Raw genomic sequence first — 21,213 nt, forward strand, 5'->3', positions numbered from 1 at the left:
AATATTTGCCATTCTATGCAGCTTTCGGTCGGGACGAATCTGTGTTTACCCCTGGTGTGGCTAGTCAAGACGCGCCGATGCGACCGCGGAACGGCCTGGTTGCGGGTTGAAAGGCGATGCCATGCTGGCGGTGGAGAGCGAAGAAGCGGGCGAATTCATGCACACGCCGGGTGGATGGAGACGGGGCGAGTTAGCGAGGCGAAGGGAAAGGAACGCTAGGGGAAGGGGGGCGAGGGAAAGGCGCTTCCGGGCGCGGCGCAGACCGCCAAGGTCCTGCCGCGCTCTCGCGAGTGGACCTGTGCAGTGCAAAGCGAGCGCTTCAGTAGCCGCCTTTAGGCGCAGTCGAGAGGGTGGCAATCTGTTTGTACGACGCGGACAGATCGGAAGCAGCCTTACTGAACAAACCGGTACCGTACCCACCGCGACGAACGTCGCACCCGCTTCGAGGTATTCCATCGCAATCTCGCGGTCTGGCGCCAGCACGTCGGCAGCTTTGCTCGTAGCGCGCACCGTCTGGATACCGTTGCGGATCGCGTCCCGGACGCGAGGCGCGGCCGGCTTGCCGAGCAGGCCCGTCGATGCGGGCCAGGCCGAAGAACACGCCGTCTATGCTGCCTGTATTCGCAATCGCGGCGAGGTTACCCAAGCCGGTTTTGTTCTTCACCTGTACCAACACGCACAATTCCTGCGCCACCGTCGCCAGATAGTCGGGGATACAGTTCCAGCGCGGCGCCAGCGCACTGCCGACGTCCCGAATGCCCCGCGGCGGGTAGCGCCTTGTGGCGACCGCGTCGGCGGCTTGCTCCGGTGTTTCGATCATCGGCAACAGCAGGCTCTGTGCGCCGATATCGGGCAACTGCTTGATTAGCGCGGCATTGCTGCGCACGGGCCGCAGCACCGGATGCGATGGGTAAGCGGCGACCGCTTGCAGTTGCGCGAGCGTGCTGCGGATGCGGTTCGGACGTCAACGAGCCACTGAGGATCACGGCGCTGGCGTTCAGGACTTGGTCGCAGCGCGGATCTTGTTCGAGAGCCAGGTGGCGCCATTGGCGCGATGATTCAGCACCGCCGCCTGACCGCTTTCCTCGACCGCCCCGTCTTGTACAGCAGTGCACCGACGCACCGCAGATCGATCTCCAGCGTACCCACAAGACGACCGCCCAGCACAGGCGGCCGTGCTTGTGCGAATGGAGCCATGGAACTGATACCGAAGGAACGCTTCGCCGTAGAACAGCGGCGCGCGCTGCTGTCGTTGACGGACACGAGCGCCGAACTGGTGCGGGTGATTTCGAAAGACCTCGCAGCGCATTACCACCCGCGCGAACCGACGATCGGCACGGAGATCGTCGAGCGCGTGTATCGCGCCATCGACGATCTGAACGTGGGGCGCAACACGACGAATGAGGACGCGCCGGACGGTTATGCGCCGGACTGGCTCGCGGCCGGTGCATCCCGCAGTCCGAGCAGCCACGGAATCTGGCTCGTGTTGTGCATATCGAGTTTCTTATAGGCGCAACGCAGGTAATGCGGCACCGCCTGCACGATGCGAATTCGGCACACCGTTTTGCCGGTTTGCCCAGCGCGAAGGCGAAAAAAAACCGCGCAGTGCATTCACCGCGCGGATATCTGTGAGCTTCGGTTTGAATCGGACTGGCCGCGTCTCGCGTCGGGCGAATCGATCGCTCAGGCGGCCTGCGCAACCTGCGCTGCGTCGAGCGCTTCCTGGCGGGCGGCAGCCGCCTTCTTCGTCTTGCCGGCACGCGACGGCGGCTGGCACGCGCCGCACACCACGTTGTGCTGCAGGTCATGCTTGTGCGCGACGAACTTGCCGGTACAGCGGCAGCATTTGGTCAATTGCAGGATGTCCGCGTCGAAGAAACGCACGAGCGTCCACGCGCGCGTCAGATCGAGCACCGGTTCTGTATCGCTGTGCCGACAGTGTTCGAGATACAACCGGTAGCCCTTGGTCAGCGCATCCAGGTGCGAGCAGCGCGCCTCGTTCTTCAGGAACAGGTACGTGTTGTAGAACAGCGACGCGTGAATGTTCGCGAGCCACGTCATGTACCAGTCCGCCGAGAACGGCAGCATGCCCTTGGGCGGCGACACCCCCTTGACCTCGCGATACAGACGGATCATGCGGTCGCGCGACAGCGTCAACTCGCTCTCGAGTACCTGCATGCGGGCGCCGAGTTCGATCAGTGCGATTGCGCGGAATACTTCCTGTGCATCTTCGGTCAGGCTTCGCTTGAGCATGGCAGTCACCTCGATCAGGCAAATTGCTCGGCGGGCTGGCCTGCAAGCAGGATCGCCGTGTGGGTCGGTGCAACTGCGGCGTGCTTGGTCGATTGCGTCAACGCCGACAGCATCGCGTGGTCGTTGAAGCGGAAAAAGCACAAAAGCTGATCGGAAGAGGCCAGCTTGACGATCTGCGCGAGCGACAGCCCGACAAGCAAGTCAGCCAGTTCCGACGACAGCCCCAGCCGGAACATGCCGACCGGTTTGTCCTCGCGCAACATGCGTTGCGCGAGCATGATGTAAGACAAGTTAATCTCGCGGATTGAATCCAGCGTCTCGCTGCTACGGTCCATGTTCTCTGTTTTCCGAAGCCCCGAATTACCATGTCGGCTTTGCGCCGTTATGACTTTTTTGCGTCGCCGGAGACCTCGCCTCCGGCTATATCTTGCTCGGCTACAGGCCGCGAACATTTGATACAAGCCGTTACATTTCGTAACAGCTTGGGACGAATTGTATGAAGCGTAAAACCAGAAAGCAATCCCTTGTCGAAAAAATATCTCAAAAAAATGCATGAATTTTCGGTAAGATTTTCACGCCGTTGTAATGAACGCTTCGGGGTGCATTTTGAGGGTTTGGAGACTTGCCTCTAATCCATGAAAACCCTTGCTGGATCGGCCTCCTGCCAAGTGGCACAGGCGACGAATGCCCGCCGCGGGACGACCGGCAAGTTTCTGCGGGATTAGAAGGGAATAGAAAGCGTTGGAATAGACGGTAATAAATACTCGCCATGGGCGACGCATGGGGGACGGATGAAGGATGTAACGGGAGGAACCGCCCCCGGTTACAAATTCCACCAGGCGCGAACCCGAGTTGTAACGAGGTCGTAACGAGGCGCACAGATGCGGACAGGCGGCCCCGCGCCAAGGATTCGAGGCGCTATGCCAGGAACCGCGCCATCAGATCCTCGTCATGGAACCTGCCGTCGACGTGCAAGGCGTCGACTTCACACCCATATTTCCGAAACCCGAGCGATTCATACAGCTTGCGCGCTGCGTCGTTGCGGCTCCCCACGGTGAGCTGCACCTGCCGCAAGCCGTCGACGCGCGCCGCGCGGGTCAATAGCTCGGTGAGCAGCGCACGCCCGACCCCGCGACCTGCCGTTTCCTGTGCGACATACATGCCGACCACGCTCGCCTTGTGCCGCTCCTTGTGGGCTTTATTGCGCAGCAGACCTACGACGCCGATCAACGGAGCATCCGCCGACGCGTAGGCGCCAAGCAGAAACGTGCCTTCCGTCTCGGAACCCTGCAATGTCGAGTCGTACTGCGCGGCGCCTTTCGCGAGCGCCTCCTCGTAGCTTTGTCCAAAGGAGGCCGGATGCGCTTTCAGCCCGCGCAAACGAAGCTGGAAATAGGCATCGCGGTCGGCGGGTCCGAGCTGGCGGATGAGCAGGGTGTCGGCGTTGTCGGACATATCACCTGTTCGTGGCAGGTCGTGCGAAAGGGGCACGCATAGCGGCTACCCGCGCTGCTGTTCGGCAAACTCGCGCAGCGCCGCCGCAGTTTGCCGATCTGCTGGAAAGAACGCCTCGATCGCGAGTTCCGACAGCGTAACGTCCACCGGCGTGCCGAAGACCGTGGTGGTGCTGAAAAACGACAGCACGCCAAGCGGCGTGCGCAGCCGCAAGGGCACGGCGATCTGGCTGAGGACTGCATCGTCCGGCATGGCGGCGTCTGCATCCGGCGGCGCGGGATAGGCGGCCAGTTCGTCGCGCAGTGCGCTCAGCGTGTCGTCGCCGCTGACGTCGATCTGTCGTTGCAGCCGGGCCAGCACGTGCTCGCGCCACGCGTGCCAGTTGACGATCGACGCCGCAATGCCTTGCGGATGCAGGCTCAGGCGCAGCGCGTTGACCGGCGGCTTCAGCAGTTCGGGACTCGCGCCGCTCAGCAACGGCGCGATCGCATTGTTGGTCGCCACGATGGTCCAGTGCCGGTCGATCGCGAGCGCGGGGTAGGGCTCGTGTCCGTTGAGCACCAGTTCGACGGCTTCGCGCGCGGCGGCGAGCTGGGGGTCGGAGAGAGGACGTTCGCGAAACAGCGGCGCGTAACCGGCCGCGACGAGCAGTGCATTGCGCGCGCGCAGCGGCACCTCGAGGCGCTCGGCCAGATGCATGACCATTTCCCGGCTCGGCAGCGCGCGCCCTGATTCGACAAAGCTCAGATGGCGCGTCGAAATCTCGGCCTCCGTGGCGAGCAGCAACTGACTCATGCGCCGCCGTTGCCGCCATTCGCGCAGCAGATCGCCGACCGAGCGACTGACCGTCGGCGCGGATGACGGAGCGGTTTGTGCAATAGAGAGTGTGTTCATGCCATCGATCATAGTCGAAGCGCGCAAGCAATCGATTACCTGTCAGGTCATGCTCCGCTAATTGCGCGAGAGCGACACTGCATCCGCCTGATTACCTGCCACGTAATCGACGCAATGCACGCGAGCAGCCAATCTTCATTCCGAGCCCGCCGCATGCAACGCGTATGCCGCGCGAAGTGCTCGATTCTGCCAATCAAGGAGTTTGTGATGAATGCGCATACCGATTTGATCGACCGTTACTTCGATAGCTGGAACGAGACCGATGGCGCGCGCCGTCGCGAGTTGATCGCGGCAACGTGGAGCGTCGATGCCGACTATCGCGACCCGCTGCTGGCGGGTACCGGCCACGATGGTATCGACGCAATGATCCGCGCGGTGCATGAGCGGTTTCCCCATCACACGTTTCGCCGTACGACCGACGTCGACGGCTTCGCGGATCGCGTGCGGTTCTCGTGGGCACTGACGACGCCCGCGGGCGAGGCGATCGTGAAGGGCTCGGACTTCGGTGTGGTGGACGCGCATGGGCGCTTGCAAGCGGTCACCGGTTTCCTGGACGAAGCCCCCGGCGGCGCCTGAGGCGCTGTTCATCGGAGACGAACATGCACGAGCCCGCCGCTGCGAAACCTGCCCAAATCCATCTCGCGTTGTCGCGCGTCGCGGCCGCGCTCGACGCGTTATCGAGCGCGATCGCTGGTTTTGCGCTGCTCGGCGGCGCGCGCGCGTTCATGTTCGTCGCACTGTTCGGCTGGCGCGAGCCGGTGCTCGGCGGCGCGGGGCTCGTGCTGCTCGCGGTGGTCGGATGGCTGCGCTGGCAATGTGGTGCGAGCGCAGCGCCGCAACGCGCGAGAGGTGCTTGCTACAATCGATCGTCGTGCGGATAACGCGTGACAATGATCTTGCGCGAAGCGCACGACCCACCCCCGCGACCCGTTCCGAACGAACGACCAGGAGACCCCGTGCTGAAAAATCTTGACCCGCTACTGAACGCCGATATCCTGCATGCGCTGCGCTCGATGGGGCACGGCGACGAGCTCGTGATCTGCGACGCGAACTTCCCCGCTGATGCGGTCGCGCGCGATACCGTGCTCGGTAAGCCGCTGCGTCTGGATGGCGTCAGTTCGCCGCGCGCGATCCGCGCGGTGCTGTCGGTGCTGCCGCTCGACACCTTCATCGAGCATCCCGCGTCGCGCATGGAAGTGGTTGGCGAGCCGCACACGATTCCCGCGGTGCAGCGCGAGGCACAAGCCGAGGTCAATGCGGGGGAGGGCCGCGAGGTGCCGTTCGTGTCGATCGAGCGATTCGCGTTTTACGAGCGTGCGCGTCGCGCGTACTGCGTGATCGCGACCGGCGAGGAGCGCGGCTACGGTTGCTTCGTGTTCACGAAAGGCGTGTTGCTTGCGCCGGATGCGCCACGCACATACGCATAGTGTGTCCACCTTCCTCGATGCGCCACGACCCATCATGAGCTTCCAGCTAGACAGTCTCGATCATCTGGTTCTGAACGTCGCCGATGTCGAAGTCAGCGCGGCGTGGTACGCGCAGATGCTCGGCATGCGCCGCATCGAGTTCGCGTCGCGCAGCGGCACGCGCGTGGCGATGACCTACGGCAATCAGAAGATCAACCTGCGCCCTGCGTCGGCTGATACCGGCGCATGGTTCACGTCGCGCGAGGCGGTGCCGGGCACGGCGGACCTGTGTTTCGTGACCACCGCGAGCCCGGACGACGTCAAGGCGCACTGGCGCGCGCAAGGCGTCGCGATCGAGGCCGGGCCGGTGGAGCGCGACGGCGCGCGCGGCAAGATGACGTCGGTGTATTGCCGCGACCCGGACGGCAACCTGATCGAGGTCGCCACGTATCCGCCAGCCTGAGCGCGCTTGGAAATCGCCGCCATTGCACATATGCTCAGGGGCGAGGCGGGGAACTGAGTCCGTCCGTTCGGGTCTGCTGCTTATTCAATTACGGAGTCCCCCATGTCGCGTCCCGTCGATTTCGGCATTATTTTCATCGCTCGTCTTGCGCTTTCCGTGTTGTTCCTGTGGAGCGGGGTGATGAAACTGCTGGGCTATGCGGGCTTCGTCGGCTACCTGCATTCGAAGGGCGTCCCGTTCGTGCAGATCGCCGCGCCGATCGCAACCGCGGTCGAGGTGCTCGGCGGCCTGCTGCTCGTGATCGGCTTCAAGGTGCGGCCGCTCGCGCTGATCATGGCCGTGTATACGGTCGCGACGGCGGTGCTCGGCCACGACTTCTGGAATATCACCGACCCTGCCTTGCAGCACGACATGGTGATCCATTTCTGGAAAAACATCGGCATCGCGGGCGGTTTCCTGTTGCTGTTCGTGACGGGCGCGGGGCGTCTGAGCATCGACGGCGCGCGCGCGCCGCGCGGCGGTCTCGGCGGCTTGTGAGGCGCGAGCGCGCGCAGTCCACGCGGCCCGCATCGTGCTACGCAGCAGCTACGATCCGCGGCAATCAAGGGAGCAGATGATGATTCAGAACTTCGAGCAAATGATCGGCGGCCAGGTCACGCAACTGTGCGCGAGTCTCGGCGAAGGGCCGACGCCGCATCGCGTGATCATCAGCCTCGCTGATTCCGCGAAGACGCTGGTGGTTCTGGATGCATCCGGATTCATCGGCACGCTGAAGGCCGAGATCGAGGACCCGGAGAAACTGCTCGCCGATGCGATCGCCAAGGCGCGCAACGACGGTCTGATCGAGCGCGCAATCGATACCGGCACGATTCAGGAGGCGGCGCTGTAGGCGACGGCGTCACGCACGCCGCTTACTTGCTTGCGGCGCTTGCCCCGCGCGCGGACGATGCGGCCGCGTGCGGCTCCGGATGCACGAAGCACGCAAGCACGAGGCCCAGCACCAGCAGTCCCACCGAAATAGCCGTCGCCGCCTGCATCCCCGGCACGATCTGCGTCGCGGCCGCGCCGCCGGCGAGCGCGCCGAAAGCCGCCACGCCCACCGCGCCGCCGGCTTGGCGCGCCGTGTTCAATACTGCCGACGCCGTACCCGCGCGCCGCGCCTCGGTCGATGCCAGCACCGCCGTGGTCATCGCCGGCACCGCGAGCCCCATGCCCGACGGAATCAATAAGAACGGCAGCAGCAGGCCGATGAGCGGCGTGTCGGTGTCGACGAGATGCAGCAGGCCGTAGCCGAGACCCGCCGTGATCGCCCCGAGGATCATCGGCACGCGCACCCCTAAGCGGCCGATCACCCAGCCGCTCGCGACGTTCGAGATCAGGAAGCCGCCGGTCAGCGGCAGGAATGCGAGGCCCGCCTGCAACGGTGTGTAGCCGCGCACGCGCTGCAGGTAAAGGCTCAGCACGAACACCATGCCGTAATACGTCAGGTTCACGCAGACGCCGAACAGCACTGCCGCGCTGAACGTGCGCGTACCGAACAGCGACAGCGGCAGCATCGGGCGCGCGACCCGCGCTTCGACGAACACGAAGGCACCCGCCGCCAACAGCGCCAGCACGAAGCCGCCGGCCACGAGCGGATGCGTGAGCCCGAGCGGGCGCCATTCGATCACCGCGGCGACGAACGCGGTCAGCGCGACGATCGCGAGGCACTGGCCGCCGAGATCGATGCCGCGCGGCTGCCCGTCGGTGTTGTCGCAAGCGGCGGCCGGCGTGCCGCGCTGCGCGGTTGGCGGACGCGGCACCCACAGCAGCGTCGCAAGCAGGCCGGCCGCGCAGATCGGCAGATTGACGAGAAAGATGCTGCGCCAGCCGAATGCGGCGATCAGCAGACCGCCGGCCACCGGCCCGGCCGCGATCGAAATCGCGCCGGACGCGGTCCACAGGCCGACCGCGCGGGCCCGCAGCTTCGGTTCGTGGCCGAACGACTGATTGAGCAGCGCGAGCGAGTTCGGCAGCATCGCGGCCGCGCCGATGCCTTGCACCGCGCGCGCGGCGATCAGCATCGGCGCGTCGAGCGCGAGCCCGCAGGCCAGCGACGCGAGCGCGAACAGCACGATCCCGCACGCATACATGCGCCGCGCGCCGAAGCGGTCGCCGAGCGCGCCGGCGCAGAGCATCAGCACCGCGAACGCGAGCGTGTACGCATCGACGACCCATTGCAGGCCCGCGACGTTGGCGTGCAAGTCGGCGCCGATTCGCGGCAGTGCGATGTTGACGATGGTCACATCGAGTTGCGTGACCACGAAGCCGACGCTGACGGTCGCGAGAACGCGGCCGAGCGCGGGCGAAAGGGAGGGGGTGGATGAGTTCATGACTGCATCGTAAACCCGATGCAGCGCGCCACGTTTCGGGGTCGCGTGAAGTGTGGAAGTCGCTTCGCTAGCGACGGCGCCTCGAAAAGCACGCCGTCGCAGGGGCCGGTCGGATCAGTGCGCCCGCGGGGCGTCCTTGACGAACAGCGTGGTCAGCGCGCCAAGCACACAAATCGCCGCGACATACAGGGGCGCGGCCAGCGGGTTCGACTTCATCATCAGCGACACGGCGATCGGCGTCAGGCCGCCGAACACCGCATACGCGACGTTGTACGAGAACGAGATGCCCGAGAAGCGCACCGCCGGTGGGAAGCCGCGCACCATCACGAGCGGAATCGCGCCGATTACGCCGACGAAAAGCCCGGCCAGTGCGTACAGCGGTACGAGCAGCGAGGTATCGACGGCCAACTGGCGGAACATCACGTAGTAGATCAGCGCAAGCGCAAGGCCGCCGACGAAAATCGTGCGCCCCGCGCCAATGCGTCCCGCGATCGAACCGGCCATCACGCAGCCGATGGTCAGGCACAGCGTCGCGGCACAGTTTGCGATCAGCGCGGTGGCCGGCTCGACGTGGAATTGCTTTTGCAGCAGCGTCGGCGTCATCAGGATCACGACGACGATCGCCGCGGACAGCATCCACGTGAGCAGCATCGACACGATCACCGCGCGGCCGTGATCGCGCAGCACAGCCTTCAGCGGCACTTCCGCGGCGATCGCCTTGCGCTGCTTCAGCTCGGCGAACACCGGCGTCTCGTGCAGCCAGCGGCGCAGATAAACCGAAAACATGCCGAACACGCCTCCTATGAGGAACGGAACCCGCCACGCATACGCGGAGATATCGGCCGGCGTGAAATGGCGATTGACCGCCGACGCAATCAGCGAACCGAGCAGAATGCCCGCCGTGAGGCCGGCCGTCAGCGTGCCGCATGCATAGCCGACGTGCCGCCCGGGCACATGCTCGGACACGAACACCCATGCACCCGGCACTTCGCCGCCCACCGCCGCGCCCTGCATCACGCGGAACACGAGCAGCAGCACCGGTGCGAGCACGCCGATGCTCGCGTAGGTGGGCATCAGGCCCATCAGCAGCGTCGGTACCGACATCAGCAGCACGCTCAGCGTGAACATGCGCTTGCGGCCGAACAGGTCGCCGAAGTGCGCCATGATGATGCCGCCGAGCGGCCGCGCCAGATAGCCGGCCGCGAAAATGCCGAAAGTCTGCACCTGACGCAACCAGTCCGGCATCGCCGCCGGGAAGAACAGCTGGCCGATCGCCGGCGCGAAGAAAACGAAGATGATGAAGTCGTAGAACTCGAGCGCTCCGCCGAGCGCGGCGAGACCGAGTGTCTTGTAATCGCTGTGCCCGAGCGGGCGTGGGGTGACAGCCTGCGCTCCACCCAGATTTGTCGCTTGCATTGCTGTGTCGTTCGATGAATTGGAAGTCACGCGCGTGACGCGTGGAGATACGGCGGTCGTCGGGCGAGAAGTGTGGCAGGCGCTGGGTAGAGCACGGGACACGGCGCGCCGTTGGGATAGGGCGGGCGCGCTGACGACAGAGGCCGGCGCGGATTTTACAGGATGAAAGCGGGAGCCCCGCGCACGCGCCTGGTTGGGCGACGAAAGCCGCGGAAATTAAGAATGCTCCGACGGGCGGGACCGGATGCGCCCCCGAGAATGGTCCGCGTGTCTTTGTCGAGAGTGCATCCCATGCGCGTTGCTGTGCTTCAGCGTGACCCGGTCATGCGGCAGTCGATTGAAACGATTCTGGTGAGAGCCGGCCATTTCTGCGCGGCCTATGAGAACGGGCTCGCCATGTCGAGGGGGCTAGCGCGCTCCACGATGGATCTGCTGGTGCTCGACTGGCAGGATACGCGGTCAGCCGGCGCCGACCTGTTGCGCTCGGTGCGCCGCGTGGCGGGTGAGCGCGTGCCGATCATGGTCGTATCGAGCGACGGGTCGGAACAAAGCATGGTGCGCGCGCTGGCCGGCGGCGCCGACGACTACCTCGCGTCGCCGCTGCGCGACGCCGAGTTTCGCGCGCGTGTCGCGGCGCTGCTGCGGCGCGCGTATCCGGATCGCTTCAGCGCGGCGACCGGTTTCGAAATCGGTCCCTATCGCTTCGACACCGTTTGCGGGGCAGTCGCGCTGCGCGGCGAACCGGTGCCGCTGTCGCCCACGCAGTACCGGATCGCGGCGCTGCTGTTTTCCAACATCGACCGCGTCATGTCGCGCGAGCATATCTTCGAGACCGTGTGGGGCCGCGAACTGCTTGAATTCACGCGGACCATCGACAGTCATGTTTCGCGGCTGCGTCTGCTGCTCGCGCTGGAGCCGCATAATGGTGTCCGGCTGGAGCCCGTGTACAAGAGCGGCTACCGGTTGCTGTGGCTCGGCGAACAGACGTCCGGGAGTAAACCTGGGCAGTCGGCGCGGAGGCCGTAAGGTCGCGGCGCTCAGGGATATGCTGGAATCCGCGTTGCAGCCCGTCGTGCCCGCCAGCGGTGTTCATTATCCTCACGTGTGTGCTGCCGGGAGCGATACCGAATCTCGGCCGGTTTCGCGCGCTGCGCGTGCCGCGGATCATGCACCGCGCGGTTATGCCGAAATCGCCACAATCCGCGCGCACGCGCACCAAGACCCATGGGCCCGCTATTCCTACCATGGGCGACATGAAAACCCTCAACATTATCGACTCGCATACCGGCGGTGAGCCTACCCGCCTCGTGGTGTCGGGTGGCCCGGCGCTGGGCGGCGGCACGCTCGCGCAACGGCTCGACGTGTTCCGCACGCGCTTCGACGATTGGCGCGCCGGCATCGTCACCGAACCACGCGGCTCGGACGTGGTGGTTGGCGCGCTGCTCTGCGAGCCCGACGATCCGACCTGCGCGGCCGGCGTGATCTTCTTCAACAACGTCGGCTATTTGGGCATGTGCGGGCACGGCACGATCGGGCTCGTCGTGTCGCTCGCCCACATGGGGCGGATCGGGCCGGGACGTCACCGCATCGAAACGCCGGTCGGCGTGGTCGAGGCGACGCTGAACCAAGACGGCAGCGTCGCCGTGCGCAACGTACCCGCGTATCGCCACCGCAAGGCGGTGCAGGTCCATGTGCCGGGCTACGGCGTGCTGACCGGCGACATCGGCTGGGGCGGCAACTGGTTTTTCCTCGTCGCCGAGCACGGGCACGAGCTCGAAGCGGCGAACATCGCGAGCCTTACCGCGTTCAGCTCGGCGATCCGCGACGCGCTGATCGCACAGAACATCACCGGCGCGAACGGCGCGCTGATCGACCATATCGAGCTGTTTGGACCGGCTTCCCGCGAGGGCCTCGACAGCCGCAGCTTCGTGCTGTGCCCCGGTAATGCGTACGACCGCTCGCCGTGTGGCACCGGCACCAGCGCGAAGCTCGCGTGTCTCGCGGCCGACGGCAAGCTCGCCGAGGGCGCGGTGTGGCGCCAGCAGAGCATCATCGGCAGCGTGTTCGAGGCGAGCTATCGCGCGGCGGGCGACGGCATCCACGTGATTCCAACCATCACCGGTCACGCGCACATCATGGCCGAGGGACGGCTGTGCTTCGACGAGCGTGATCCTTTCGTGTGGGGTATTCGTACCGCATGAGTCCGGACGTGCTGATCATCGGAGCGGGTATCGTCGGTGCCGCGTGCGCGGCGGAACTGGCCGCGCTCGGCCTGCGCGTCGACGTGCTCGACGCGCAGCGCATCGGCGGCGGCGCGACGGCGGCCGGCATGGGCCATATCGTCGTGATGAACGACTCGCCCGCCGAATTCGCGCTTAGCCGCTATTCCCGCGAGCTTTGGCTCGAGCTCGCGCCGCAGCTGCGCGGGTGCGACGCCTTCGCGCGCTGCGGCACGCTATGGGTCGCCGCCGACGACAAAGAGTGCCAAGCCGCGCGCGCGATGCAAGCGGCGTTTGCGGCGCAAGGCGTCGCCGCGCAACTGCTCGACGCGGCGGAACTGCGTGCCTGCGAACCGGCGCTCGCCGCATCGATGGCGGGCGGCTTGCGCATCGAGCACGACAGCATCGTGTATGCGCCGACCGTCGCCGAATGGCTGCTCACGCAGTCGCCGCACGCGGCGAACATCGGCGTGCGGCTCGGTGCGCCGGTCGCATCGATCGATGTGGGGGGCGTGACGCTGGCGAGTGGCGAGCGCATCGGCGCGGCTCACGTGGTCGTCGCGAACGGCCTCGGGGCTGCGCAGTTGCTGCCGCTGCCACTGCAGCCGAAGAAAGGTCACCTGCTGATCACCGACCGCTACCCGGAGCTCCTGCGTCATCAACTGCTCGAACTTGGCTATATCAAGAGCGCGCATCACGCGACCGGCACGTCGGTCGCGTTCAACGCGCAGCCGCGTCCTACCGGGCAACTGCTGATCGGCTCGTCGCGCCAGTTCGGAACGATCGATCCCACCGTCGAGATGCCGGTGCTCGCGCAGATGCTGCAACGCGCCGCGCAGTATCTGCCGCGGTTGCCGACGCTCAGCGGCGTCCGCGCGTGGACCGGGTTTCGTGCCGCGTCGCCGGACGGCCTGCCGCTGATCGGACCGGCCGGCGAATTCGCGTCCGACGTTACCTGTCGTTCGGCGTCCGGCGTGTGGCTCGCGGTCGGTCACGAAGGGCTCGGCGTGACGACCTCGCTCGCGACCGCGAAACTGCTCGCGGCGCAGATCGCAGGTCACGCCGCGCCGATTCCTGTCGAACCTTATCTGCCGGTCCGCTTTGCTGAGCAGGTGGCTCATGACTGACACTGACGCGGCCCGCATCCGTTTGACGGTCGACGGCCGCGGCGTCGAAGTGAAAGCCGGCACGACCGTGGCCGCGGCGCTCGCGATCGCCGGGGTGAGCGGCTCGCGGCTGTCGGTCGGCGGCGAACCGCGGGAGGCCTTGTGCGGAATGGGCGTATGCCAGGAGTGCCGGGTGACGATCGACGGCCGCGCGCACGCGCTCGCGTGCCAGACGCTATGCCGCGACGGTCAGCGCGTGCAGACACGAAACGGGACAGCACACGTATGACGCAGCACTTCGACATCGTGGTGATCGGCGGCGGTCCGGCTGGGCTCAATGCCGCGCGGGCGGCGGCGCACGCTGGCGCGACGGTCGCGCAAGTCGACGACAATCCGCGCGCCGGCGGCCAGGTCTGGCGTCAAGGGCCCGGCCATCCGCCGCAGGCGCCGCTGCATGCGTTGCTCGCGGCGTTGCAATCGCAGCCCAACTTCACTGACTGGCCATCGACCCGCGTGATTGCGCCGCTCGGCGCGCAAGGCTTGCTGCTCGAATCCGCCGAACACGGCGGCATGTCGATCACCTATGACAGGCTGATTCTTGCGACCGGCGCTCGCGAGCGTCTTCTGCCGTTCCCGGGCTGGACGCTGCCCGGCGTGACCGGCGCGGGCGCGTTGCAGGCGCTGATCAAGGGCGGCATGCCGGTGCGCGACGAGCGGATCGTGATCGCCGGCAGCGGTCCGCTGCTGATAGCCGCGCTCGCGACCGCGCGCGAGGCCGGCGCGCGCGTGATCGCGGTGGTCGAGCAGGCGTGGGCGGCCGATGTCGCGCGTTTTGGCGTGTCGCTGCTGCGCGAGCCTGCGAAGCTGCGTCAGGCGATCGGTCTCACGCGCGGCTTTAGGGGACTGCGCTACTGGACCGGCAGCATCGTGCGTGAAGCGCGGGGCGCGCAACGCGTGCAGCAGGTGACAATCCGGCGCGGGGAGCGCGATGTGACGCTCGCTTGCGACCGCGTCGCGTGCGGCTACGGACTGCTGCCGAACATCACGGTTGCGCAGGCGCTCGGCTGCGCGATCAACGACGCCGGCGAGATCGTCGTCGACGATCAGCAGCGCACTTCGATCGAGCGCGTTTATGCGGCGGGCGAGTGCACCGGCATCGGCGGCGCGGAGCTCGCTTGCGTGGAAGGCGAGATTGCCGGTCTCGTCGCGAGCGGCGTGGCCGATGCGTTACCCGCCGCGCTGCCGGCGCTCGTCGCACAACGCGCGCGCTGGCGGGCCTTTGGCGCGCGCGTTGCGGCGTCGTTCGCATTGGGCGAGGCCGCGCGCACGCCGCCCGCGGATGCGACGCTGCTGTGCCGCTGCGAGGACGTCAGCGTCGGCGAGGTGCGCCGCTGCGCCGACTGGCGCGACGCGAAGCTGCACACGCGCTACGGTATGGGGCCTTGCCAGGGGCGTATCTGCGGCGCGGCCGCAAGCCTGTACTTCGGCTGGCCGGCCGCCGAGCCGCGTCCGCCGTTCAGCCCCGCGCAACTTGGCACGCTGATGAGCGCGGCCGAAGCGCCGACAGCGGCGCCATGACGGCTCCGCGCTTACCCGCGGTCGATATTGGCGGGCGCCGCGCGGCTCTATAATCGACCGCATTCGACCGCACCGGCACGCTGCCGGGCCGTATCGGCGCAGCGATCCGCGAACGCGACCCAACGCATTCAACCAGGCACGCCCCAACGGAACCGCACGATGAACACGCTGGCTCATCCGCTCGAACCGGACGATACGACGTTGTCCGGCATGCTGTCGCATTTCAGGTTGCTTGAGCCGGTATTCGACGCGATGCCGGACGTCGTGTTCTTCGTGAAGGATGCCGACGCGCGTTATGCGCTCGTCAACCGCACGCTCGCTACGCGCTGCGGCTTCAAGGAAAAAGCGGCGCTGCTCGGCAAGACTGCGGAAGACGTGTTCCCACGCCGCTTCGGGCGCATCTATACCGCGCAGGACAAGGCGATCATCGGCGTCGGCAACCAGATGCTGGATCAGCTCGAATTGCACCTGTATCCGGGCCGTCAACCGGGCTGGTGCCTGACTTGCAAACAGCCGTTGCGCGATGCGAACGGCAAGGTGGTCGGCCTCGCCGGCATCTCCCGCGATCTGAAAGCCGACGAAAGCAGCCATCCGGCCTACAGCCGGCTCGCCGCGGTCGTGCAGTCGATCCAGGAGAATTACGTGCAGCCGCTGAACCTGAAGCAGCTGGCGGCGATGGCGGACATGTCGGTCGCGCAGCTGGAACGCTACTTTCACAAGGTGTTCCATCTGACGCCGCGCCAGGTGCTGTTGAAAACGCGACTCGATGCGGCGACCGCGTTGCTGGTTTCGCACGACAAGGTCACCGACGTCGCCGCGCGCTGCGGCTACACCGATCACAGCGCGTTCACGCGGCAATTCAAGGCGACCGTCGGCGTCACACCGACCGAATACCGGATGTTGCTGCACGGTACGCTGCGTAGCTGAGCGGCATCGCACGTGTCATGATTGGTGCGCGCACGCCGACCCTGGCGGCAGGCGAACCACCTAAGGACTGGAGGACGACTAATCGCAGCAGTGCGCGGGCGGCACTGCTCGAAATCCGGCTGATGACAGGACTGGGCCCGGCACTGCCCGACTGCGCAGGAAGCGTCGCAGCGGCTGAAACACGAAGGACCGGATTAGCGCCTGGCCAGCCATGACCCCTGGCGCATCTTCGTCACTGTTTCATCGTCCCCGTCGCATTGGAGTTCGAGGCCCCTTGGGGCGACAGGGCTTTCTCGCGCTTCTGCATCAATGTGCCACTCGCGGGCTTGCCGCTGCCGGTGTCAGCCGCGCGGCCCATGCTCTGGCCAGCGGTACCGGGCTGCGCATTCTGACTATCCTGGTTTGCTGGCTTCGCGTTGCCGGTATTGGTCTGCGCAAACGCAGAAGTACCAGCGGTGAGGGAAATTGCGAGGATTACTGCCAATATCCGCTTCATGATCGTCTCCTGTTCGGGAAGCGCCTGCGCGCTGCCTTCGACATGTTCGCAGCATGGGTTGTGCCCGTTCCAACTGAGATCTGAAACCGATAACTGGCTGGTAATAGCACTTCCAGCGTGCTTTTAAGCTCTTGATGGCCGCATAAGGTTTAGGCCCGAGCCATGGAACCGGCAGCGAGCCGCTTGCGCCAAGCAATCCAACCGACAACAATCGATAGTGTCGCCACGACGAGTGGCGCCACCCCATGTCCATATTCGCCGTGGACTGCGACGGTTGCCAGCGCAGCCAACATCACAGTGCAGCCGAGCACCGAGCCCCACAGCCGCGTCCGTGCTCGCGCCAGCAGAACGGCGGTCATGAGTTCCAGCGAACCAGTCACGAAATGGAACCAGTGCGGATATCCCCACTTCAGATATTCCTCAAAAATGGATCGCGGGGCGACGATGTTGCTGAGCGATCCCACGACGAAAAAACCGGCGAGAACCAAAGGTAATACCTGGCGCGAGGAAACCTTGGACATTCGTTTTACCTTCTCCGATGAGGGCGCTGCCGAGGACCGGTGTGGCCGCCTGGTCGACGAGCTGGCCGATCTCCGCTGTTCATGCCGTAGTGGCCTTGTGGGCCGCCGCAAAGACATCGCGAGGGGACGTCGTGCCCGCTACGTGCTCCGTACCCGCGACGCCGAGGTCCATCCAGCCCGCGTTGACGGCATCGAACATCGCTTCGGCCGGTCCGGTCCGGCCCTTCGGGACGCCGAACTGTTCGAACGCTGCTGGCCACCCGGCCCGCGGGATGGCAAAGGCCTTGACGTCGCGCTGCAAGACTTCGCCCAGCTGGGCTGCGACCTCGTCCGCGCTGACCATCGAGCCAAGCTCGACGACGCGATGCCCGGACCACGCCGGCCCGGTGAGCAGCGTCGCCACCTCGGCGCCGATATCGTCGGTCGCGACCATGGTCGACTTCCGACTCGTCGGGGTGTAGTAGACGGGTAGCGTGCCGCCCTGGGCGACGTGCAAGCCGTAAAGGAAGTTCTCGAAAAACCCGCCAGCTCGCACATGGGCGATCGGCAACGGCAGGTGGCGCAGTCCCTGCTCGAGAAGCGACAGGGCCGTGATCATACCCAGCCCGCTGGTTCTGTTCGCTCCCATCGACGACAGCACAACGACCCGCGGCGGCGCTGCCCGGGTCAGCGCCTCGACATAGTTCGCGATTACGCTCTTTGCTTCCCTGAAATCAGGCGAGGGTGCCCAGACAGCTGGCAGCATGACAAATGCACCTTCCACCCCTTCGAGCGCCCTCTCTACGGCGGCCGCATCATTCCGATCGCCGTCGACAAGTTCCACACCTTGATCCGCCCAATTCGCAGCCTTCTCGCGATTGCGGACCAACGCCCGTACTTTCCTGGTTTGCGCTAACAGATGTTGGGCCGTTGCGCCGCCTACGCGTCCCGTAATTCCCATTACCAAAAACATGTGTTTCTCCTGGAATTAGTATTGCCCCTAAACGCCAACATTTCTGCGACTGCGGCTGGATGCAGTGCTTCGACATCCGAGCTCCCTGAGGAACGGTCTTTGTTTGAGGGCAGGTCTATCATAGAGACCTACGCCTCGCGCCGTAAGGAGGCAGTTTTTTGTTACCAGAATAGTTAAAGGGAACCCGAATGAGCACCGCTCAGAATGCGATCGAGAGATTCAGCCGATATCAACGTCAGGTGGGCGACGCCCAGCCCGCACACTGCGCGGTTCGGGACGTGCTCGACCGCATCGGCGACAAATGGAGCATGCTCGTGATCATGGAGCTCGCGACGCGGTCGCAGCGCTTCAGTGAGCTTCACCGAGCCATCCCGGACATTTCCAAGCGCATGCTTACCCAGACGCTCCGCGATCTGCAGCGCGACGGACTCATCACCCGCCATGTTTTTCCCACCAGCCCGCCAAGCGTCGAATATCGTCTGGCACCACTAGGCCAATCGCTGTTGGACCCGATGGCGGCTCTCATCGATTGGGCCGATCGTCGTTATCCCGACATCGATGCCGCGCGCGTCCGCTTTGACGGCGCATCCGGTGATGTCCGGCGCTAGATGCCCAGCCCGATGTGAGGGTTGCCAATGAAGTGACGCAGCGCGTCCACAGCGGCTGCCCGGCGGGTTCTATCGCATCCGCCGCAACGGTCTGCTTGCCACCGACGCTGGGCCAATGTCGCGAAGGTGCGAGAGCTGGCGGACGTTGCGGTGGCGTCCTGTCTTTCGTTCGCTCGCTCGCCAGATTTCGGGCAAGGCAGGACTGCCGGGTGGCTGCATCCTCGTGCTCGAAAACAAACCGTTCGATTCGAAAGGGGGGCTCTCCTGCAATTCAGTCTATAGCTTCGATGCGTACCGGCATCGCGCTCATTACCGGCATGGCGTTGATCGGATCGAGGTCAACTGAAGTGCTGAGCAACTGGTTTGGATTGGCGCCGGCGTAAGTCTGGGGCTCCTCATCGGGCATCGGTCCCCAGCCGTGCGGAATGGACACGACGCCTCGGCGCAGTGCGGGGTCCGCTTTGACGATAGCTCGAATGCGGCCATGCGGCGAAACAATGGCCACGCACTGGCCTTCGGTGAGTCCTTGAGCAGCCAGGTCATCGGGATGCACAAAGGCCGGATTGAACGGCATGCGTCGGCGGATCGCAGGCAGGTGGTGGTACATGGTGTTCTGCACGTCGCGCACGCGCCGCACCGCCAGGCGATGCGTGAACCCCGGCGGCTCGCCCGCTTCGTTCAGTACGTCCGCCAGTTCGCGCTCGACGTCGTCGGGCATCACGTCGAAGCGCGCGGTGTTCCCGGGCTCGCCGGGCTGCACGATCATCGGTTCGATTTCGTAGACTTTCCCTTGTGGGTACAGCTTCAGTTCGTCAAAGGAGATCGAGCCGTGGCGAACCAGAATCGCAAGCAACTCGTCGGTGCTCGGCGCTGCGCGCATATCGAGCGGAACGTCGTCGAATAGGATGGGCTTGCCCAGGCGCCGCGCCAGATCCCAGAATACGAACCAGTCGTCCACGACTTCGGATCCCTCCGGCGGCGTCGCCACGGCGGCCGAGTATTGTGCGTAAGGCTGGAACATGATGTAGGACTCGTAGTCGCGCGAATGCAGGTCGGCGCGCTCGAACATCAGCTTCGGTGGAATCACATAGTGCGCGAGCCGCGCGGTGTTAGTCATGAATGGCTCGATGCATACCAGCAGTTCCAGTTGGCGCAGCGCATCGGCGATGCGGCGCTGGTCGGGCACGGCATTAACTGGATTGCCGCCGTCGACCAACAGCGCGCGGATCTGGCCGGCGCCAGGCGTAGTGATTTCCTGGGCCAGCGTGCCGCTCATCTTCTGGCCGAACAGCATGCCATAGCCGCCGACACGGCTCTTCCAACCGGATTCCCAGGAACGGCGTGGCGCAATCACTTCGGCGCGGCGCTGATAGCGTGGGGCGAGCACGCCGGGATTCGGTACAGGGTCGCCGGCGCGAGCGAAGCGGCCACACACGACGTTGAGGCATTCGACCAGATGCTCAGCCAGATTGGAGTGCGGCGCCATGTTAGGCCCGGTTCCCGACGCGGCCGAGCCGCGCTTGCGGCGCAGGCCGCCGGCCTCCCGGACGGGTTCCGCGAAGGCCGCAGCGGCGGCTTCGAGCCCTTCGACGCTTACGCCGGCGCGCTGGGCGACGTATTCGGGCGTGAACGGCTCGACCGCGCGCGCCAGTCGTCGCAGGTCCTTGACGTAGCGCGCGCAGAATTCAGCATCGTGCCAGCCGCGGCACAGAATGATGCGCAGCAGGCCCGCCAGGACGGTCGGGTCCTCGCCCGGCAGCACCTGCAGGAAGACATCGGCATGGCGGGCGGTCTCTGTCTCTCGTGGATCGATCACCACCAGCTTCAGGCCGCGCTCCTTCGCTTCGTGGAGCTGCTTGACCGGATTCTGCAATGCAAAGTTGAACGTGGATAGCGACACCAGCGGATTGGTGCCGACGAACAATAGCGCGTCGGCGAGCGCATACGGATCTTTGCCGGCAGCCCAGCCGCCCAGTCGCTCAAATGCCACCCATTTGGCCGACTGGTCGATGGTCATTGTAGAAAAAAACGAATTCGAACCCAGCGCCGCGAGGAAGGCGGGCAACATATGATTGGCGGCGAGGTTAGAGTAGTTCATGGTGCCGCGAAAGGCTGCGACCGCATCGGCGCCGTGGCGCTCGATCAGGGTCTGGAGTTGCGCCGCGATCTCGGCCAACATCACGTCAAGCGGCATCTGCACGAAACTGCCATCGCGTTGCCGTTTCAGCGGGTGCAAGAGCCGCTCCGCGCTGTTATGCGCCTCATGCAGATACGCGCCCTTGATGCAGGCGTAGCCGCGCGTGAGCGGATTGTCGCGGTCGCCGCGCGCAGCAACGACGCGTCCGGCGTCGTCCAGGGTCAAGCGCAGTGAACAGTTGCCGGCGCAGATGCGGCAGGCGGTGACGGCTTCGCGTGGCACGGCGAACTCCTCCTGTAGTGTGGCCCACACCTCGTAACCACCCACAACTTTCGGCGTAAAGGTTAAAGCCGAGCCGGACACCTGCGAGATGACAGAGCACCCGCATATGACTAGCGTTAGATCGCCGC

24 protein-coding genes and 1 pseudogene are annotated in these 21,213 nt (G+C 65.4%); 14 read left to right on the forward strand and 11 right to left on the reverse strand.

Translation table 11 applies throughout. The features are described 5' to 3' along the window. Positions 1-319: 319 nt before the first annotated feature. Positions 320-961 (reverse strand): annotated as a pseudogene (locus BJG93_RS19300) (aldolase/citrate lyase family protein); the annotation flags it as partial. Positions 962-1,195: 234 nt separating this feature from the next. Between BJG93_RS19300 and BJG93_RS36440 the strand changes: the two are divergent. After that, positions 1,196-1,510, forward strand: coding sequence for a hypothetical protein (locus tag BJG93_RS36440; RefSeq protein WP_407675331.1), 315 nt, complete (start codon positions 1,196-1,198; stop codon positions 1,508-1,510). Between the two features lie 173 nt (positions 1,511-1,683). Here BJG93_RS36440 and flhC read toward each other — a convergent pair whose 3' ends face one another. From flhC to BJG93_RS19325, 4 genes are all read right to left on the reverse strand, one after another. Further along, positions 1,684-2,253: a flagellar transcriptional regulator FlhC gene (gene flhC, locus BJG93_RS19310; protein WP_027195907.1), complete on the reverse strand. Its 570-nt coding sequence runs from the start codon at positions 2,251-2,253 to the stop codon at positions 1,684-1,686. A 14-nt stretch (positions 2,254-2,267) separates the two neighbouring features. After that, on the reverse strand, positions 2,268-2,588 hold the full coding sequence (gene flhD / locus BJG93_RS19315) for a flagellar transcriptional regulator FlhD (protein WP_027195908.1): 321 nt from the start codon (positions 2,586-2,588) through the stop codon (positions 2,268-2,270). 583 nt (positions 2,589-3,171) lie between these two features. Then, positions 3,172-3,708 (reverse strand): GNAT family N-acetyltransferase, encoded by a 537-nt coding sequence (locus BJG93_RS19320; RefSeq protein ID WP_027195909.1) that lies wholly within the window; start codon positions 3,706-3,708, stop codon positions 3,172-3,174. Positions 3,709-3,753: 45 nt separating this feature from the next. After that, complete coding sequence (locus BJG93_RS19325; protein WP_082194580.1) at positions 3,754-4,602, reverse strand: helix-turn-helix domain-containing protein; 849 nt, start codon at positions 4,600-4,602, stop codon at positions 3,754-3,756. Positions 4,603-4,809: 207 nt separating this feature from the next. Here BJG93_RS19325 and BJG93_RS19330 point away from each other — a divergent pair, with 207 nt between their 5' ends. The 6 genes from BJG93_RS19330 to BJG93_RS19355 all read left to right on the forward strand — a co-directional run bounded on the left by BJG93_RS19330 (position 4,810) and on the right by BJG93_RS19355 (position 7,360). Further along, positions 4,810-5,178: a nuclear transport factor 2 family protein gene (locus BJG93_RS19330; RefSeq protein ID WP_027195911.1), complete on the forward strand. Its 369-nt coding sequence runs from the start codon at positions 4,810-4,812 to the stop codon at positions 5,176-5,178. 23 nt (positions 5,179-5,201) lie between these two features. After that, on the forward strand, positions 5,202-5,483 hold the full coding sequence (locus tag BJG93_RS19335) for a hypothetical protein (protein ID WP_027195912.1): 282 nt from the start codon (positions 5,202-5,204) through the stop codon (positions 5,481-5,483). A gap of 75 nt (positions 5,484-5,558) precedes the next feature. Further along, the gene (locus BJG93_RS19340) at positions 5,559-6,029 is read left to right on the forward strand and encodes an RbsD/FucU family protein (protein ID WP_027195913.1); all 471 of its coding nucleotides are present in this window, start codon (positions 5,559-5,561) and stop codon (positions 6,027-6,029) included. 34 nt (positions 6,030-6,063) lie between these two features. Continuing rightward, entirely contained in the window at positions 6,064-6,471 is a 408-nt protein-coding gene (locus BJG93_RS19345) for a VOC family protein (protein WP_027195914.1), read from the forward strand. A gap of 102 nt (positions 6,472-6,573) precedes the next feature. Continuing rightward, on the forward strand, positions 6,574-7,008 hold the full coding sequence (locus tag BJG93_RS19350; protein WP_027195915.1) for a DoxX family protein: 435 nt from the start codon (positions 6,574-6,576) through the stop codon (positions 7,006-7,008). Positions 7,009-7,087: 79 nt separating this feature from the next. Further along, entirely contained in the window at positions 7,088-7,360 is a 273-nt protein-coding gene (locus BJG93_RS19355; protein ID WP_027195916.1) for a hypothetical protein, read from the forward strand. Positions 7,361-7,382: 22 nt separating this feature from the next. Here BJG93_RS19355 and BJG93_RS19360 read toward each other — a convergent pair whose 3' ends face one another. Together BJG93_RS19360 and BJG93_RS19365 are read right to left on the reverse strand one after the other, a co-directional pair. Then, positions 7,383-8,843 (reverse strand): MFS transporter, encoded by a 1,461-nt coding sequence (locus BJG93_RS19360; RefSeq protein WP_027195917.1) that lies wholly within the window; start codon positions 8,841-8,843, stop codon positions 7,383-7,385. 114 nt (positions 8,844-8,957) lie between these two features. Continuing rightward, entirely contained in the window at positions 8,958-10,259 is a 1,302-nt protein-coding gene (locus BJG93_RS19365; protein WP_027195918.1) for an MFS transporter, read from the reverse strand. Between the two features lie 291 nt (positions 10,260-10,550). Here BJG93_RS19365 and BJG93_RS19370 point away from each other — a divergent pair, with 291 nt between their 5' ends. The 6 genes from BJG93_RS19370 (at position 10,551) to BJG93_RS19395 (ending at position 16,089) form a co-directional block, all read left to right on the forward strand. Continuing rightward, complete coding sequence (locus BJG93_RS19370; RefSeq protein WP_027195919.1) at positions 10,551-11,285, forward strand: response regulator transcription factor; 735 nt, start codon at positions 10,551-10,553, stop codon at positions 11,283-11,285. Between the two features lie 218 nt (positions 11,286-11,503). Next, on the forward strand, positions 11,504-12,460 hold the full coding sequence (locus BJG93_RS19375) for a 4-hydroxyproline epimerase (RefSeq protein ID WP_027195920.1): 957 nt from the start codon (positions 11,504-11,506) through the stop codon (positions 12,458-12,460). Beyond that, on the forward strand, positions 12,457-13,605 hold the full coding sequence (locus BJG93_RS19380) for an NAD(P)/FAD-dependent oxidoreductase (protein ID WP_027195921.1): 1,149 nt from the start codon (positions 12,457-12,459) through the stop codon (positions 13,603-13,605). The genes BJG93_RS19375 and BJG93_RS19380 overlap by 4 nt, the downstream gene beginning before the upstream one ends. Beyond that, on the forward strand, positions 13,598-13,873 hold the full coding sequence (locus BJG93_RS19385) for a (2Fe-2S)-binding protein (protein WP_027195922.1): 276 nt from the start codon (positions 13,598-13,600) through the stop codon (positions 13,871-13,873). The genes BJG93_RS19380 and BJG93_RS19385 overlap by 8 nt, the downstream gene beginning before the upstream one ends. After that, on the forward strand, positions 13,870-15,162 hold the full coding sequence (locus tag BJG93_RS19390) for an FAD-dependent oxidoreductase (protein WP_027195923.1): 1,293 nt from the start codon (positions 13,870-13,872) through the stop codon (positions 15,160-15,162). Before BJG93_RS19385 ends, BJG93_RS19390 begins: the two co-directional genes overlap by 4 nt. Positions 15,163-15,321: 159 nt before the next feature. Further along, positions 15,322-16,089 (forward strand): AraC family transcriptional regulator, encoded by a 768-nt coding sequence (locus tag BJG93_RS19395; RefSeq protein ID WP_027195924.1) that lies wholly within the window; start codon positions 15,322-15,324, stop codon positions 16,087-16,089. Between the two features lie 232 nt (positions 16,090-16,321). On the opposite strand, the gene BJG93_RS19400 is transcribed toward BJG93_RS19395, so the two are convergent. The 3 genes from BJG93_RS19400 to BJG93_RS19410 form a co-directional block, all read right to left on the reverse strand. Next, a complete protein-coding gene (locus BJG93_RS19400) occupies positions 16,322-16,585 on the reverse strand; it encodes a hypothetical protein (protein WP_027195925.1) in 264 nt (87 codons plus the stop codon). A 149-nt stretch (positions 16,586-16,734) separates the two neighbouring features. Further along, positions 16,735-17,106: a DoxX family protein gene (locus tag BJG93_RS19405; RefSeq protein ID WP_027195926.1), complete on the reverse strand. Its 372-nt coding sequence runs from the start codon at positions 17,104-17,106 to the stop codon at positions 16,735-16,737. A 79-nt stretch (positions 17,107-17,185) separates the two neighbouring features. Further along, complete coding sequence (locus BJG93_RS19410) at positions 17,186-18,058, reverse strand: NmrA family NAD(P)-binding protein (protein ID WP_027195927.1); 873 nt, start codon at positions 18,056-18,058, stop codon at positions 17,186-17,188. Between the two features lie 188 nt (positions 18,059-18,246). On the opposite strand from BJG93_RS19410, the gene BJG93_RS19415 reads away from it, so the two are divergent. After that, on the forward strand, positions 18,247-18,666 hold the full coding sequence (locus BJG93_RS19415; RefSeq protein WP_027195928.1) for a winged helix-turn-helix transcriptional regulator: 420 nt from the start codon (positions 18,247-18,249) through the stop codon (positions 18,664-18,666). A gap of 271 nt (positions 18,667-18,937) precedes the next feature. Here BJG93_RS19415 and BJG93_RS19420 read toward each other — a convergent pair whose 3' ends face one another. Beyond that, positions 18,938-21,085 carry a molybdopterin-containing oxidoreductase family protein gene (locus BJG93_RS19420; protein ID WP_027195929.1) on the reverse strand — a complete coding sequence of 716 codons (2,148 nt, stop codon included), beginning with the start codon at positions 21,083-21,085 and terminating at the stop codon, positions 18,938-18,940. Between the last annotated feature and the right edge of the window lie 128 nt (positions 21,086-21,213).

This window comes from Paraburkholderia sprentiae WSM5005, from assembly GCF_001865575.2.
GTDB classification, from domain to species: Bacteria; Pseudomonadota; Gammaproteobacteria; order Burkholderiales; family Burkholderiaceae; genus Paraburkholderia; species Paraburkholderia sprentiae.

Bases quoted from the DNA above. Each gene is read 5' to 3' on its own strand.
- BJG93_RS19365 (WP_027195918.1), bottom strand. From the start codon at position 10,259: ATGCAAGCGACAAATCTGGGTGGAGCGCAGGCTGTCACCCCACGCCCG.
- BJG93_RS36440 (WP_407675331.1), top strand. From the start codon at position 1,196: ATGGAACTGATACCGAAGGAACGCTTCGCCGTAGAACAGCGGCGCGCG.
- BJG93_RS19375 (WP_027195920.1), top strand. From the start codon at position 11,504: ATGGGCGACATGAAAACCCTCAACATTATCGACTCGCATACCGGCGGT.
- BJG93_RS19385 (WP_027195922.1), top strand. From the start codon at position 13,598: ATGACTGACACTGACGCGGCCCGCATCCGTTTGACGGTCGACGGCCGC.
- flhC (WP_027195907.1), bottom strand. From the start codon at position 2,253: ATGCTCAAGCGAAGCCTGACCGAAGATGCACAGGAAGTATTCCGCGCA.
- BJG93_RS19335 (WP_027195912.1), top strand. From the start codon at position 5,202: ATGCACGAGCCCGCCGCTGCGAAACCTGCCCAAATCCATCTCGCGTTG.
- BJG93_RS19350 (WP_027195915.1), top strand. From the start codon at position 6,574: ATGTCGCGTCCCGTCGATTTCGGCATTATTTTCATCGCTCGTCTTGCG.
- BJG93_RS19360 (WP_027195917.1), bottom strand. From the start codon at position 8,843: ATGAACTCATCCACCCCCTCCCTTTCGCCCGCGCTCGGCCGCGTTCTC.
- BJG93_RS19400 (WP_027195925.1), bottom strand. From the start codon at position 16,585: ATGAAGCGGATATTGGCAGTAATCCTCGCAATTTCCCTCACCGCTGGT.
- BJG93_RS19415 (WP_027195928.1), top strand. From the start codon at position 18,247: ATGAGCACCGCTCAGAATGCGATCGAGAGATTCAGCCGATATCAACGT.
- flhD (WP_027195908.1), bottom strand. From the start codon at position 2,588: ATGGACCGTAGCAGCGAGACGCTGGATTCAATCCGCGAGATTAACTTG.
- BJG93_RS19405 (WP_027195926.1), bottom strand. From the start codon at position 17,106: ATGTCCAAGGTTTCCTCGCGCCAGGTATTACCTTTGGTTCTCGCCGGT.
- BJG93_RS19320 (WP_027195909.1), bottom strand. From the start codon at position 3,708: ATGTCCGACAACGCCGACACCCTGCTCATCCGCCAGCTCGGACCCGCC.
- BJG93_RS19370 (WP_027195919.1), top strand. From the start codon at position 10,551: ATGCGCGTTGCTGTGCTTCAGCGTGACCCGGTCATGCGGCAGTCGATT.
- BJG93_RS19410 (WP_027195927.1), bottom strand. From the start codon at position 18,058: ATGTTTTTGGTAATGGGAATTACGGGACGCGTAGGCGGCGCAACGGCC.
- BJG93_RS19395 (WP_027195924.1), top strand. From the start codon at position 15,322: ATGAACACGCTGGCTCATCCGCTCGAACCGGACGATACGACGTTGTCC.
- BJG93_RS19325 (WP_082194580.1), bottom strand. From the start codon at position 4,602: ATGAACACACTCTCTATTGCACAAACCGCTCCGTCATCCGCGCCGACG.
- BJG93_RS19355 (WP_027195916.1), top strand. From the start codon at position 7,088: ATGATTCAGAACTTCGAGCAAATGATCGGCGGCCAGGTCACGCAACTG.
- BJG93_RS19390 (WP_027195923.1), top strand. From the start codon at position 13,870: ATGACGCAGCACTTCGACATCGTGGTGATCGGCGGCGGTCCGGCTGGG.
- BJG93_RS19345 (WP_027195914.1), top strand. From the start codon at position 6,064: ATGAGCTTCCAGCTAGACAGTCTCGATCATCTGGTTCTGAACGTCGCC.
- BJG93_RS19380 (WP_027195921.1), top strand. From the start codon at position 12,457: ATGAGTCCGGACGTGCTGATCATCGGAGCGGGTATCGTCGGTGCCGCG.
- BJG93_RS19330 (WP_027195911.1), top strand. From the start codon at position 4,810: ATGAATGCGCATACCGATTTGATCGACCGTTACTTCGATAGCTGGAAC.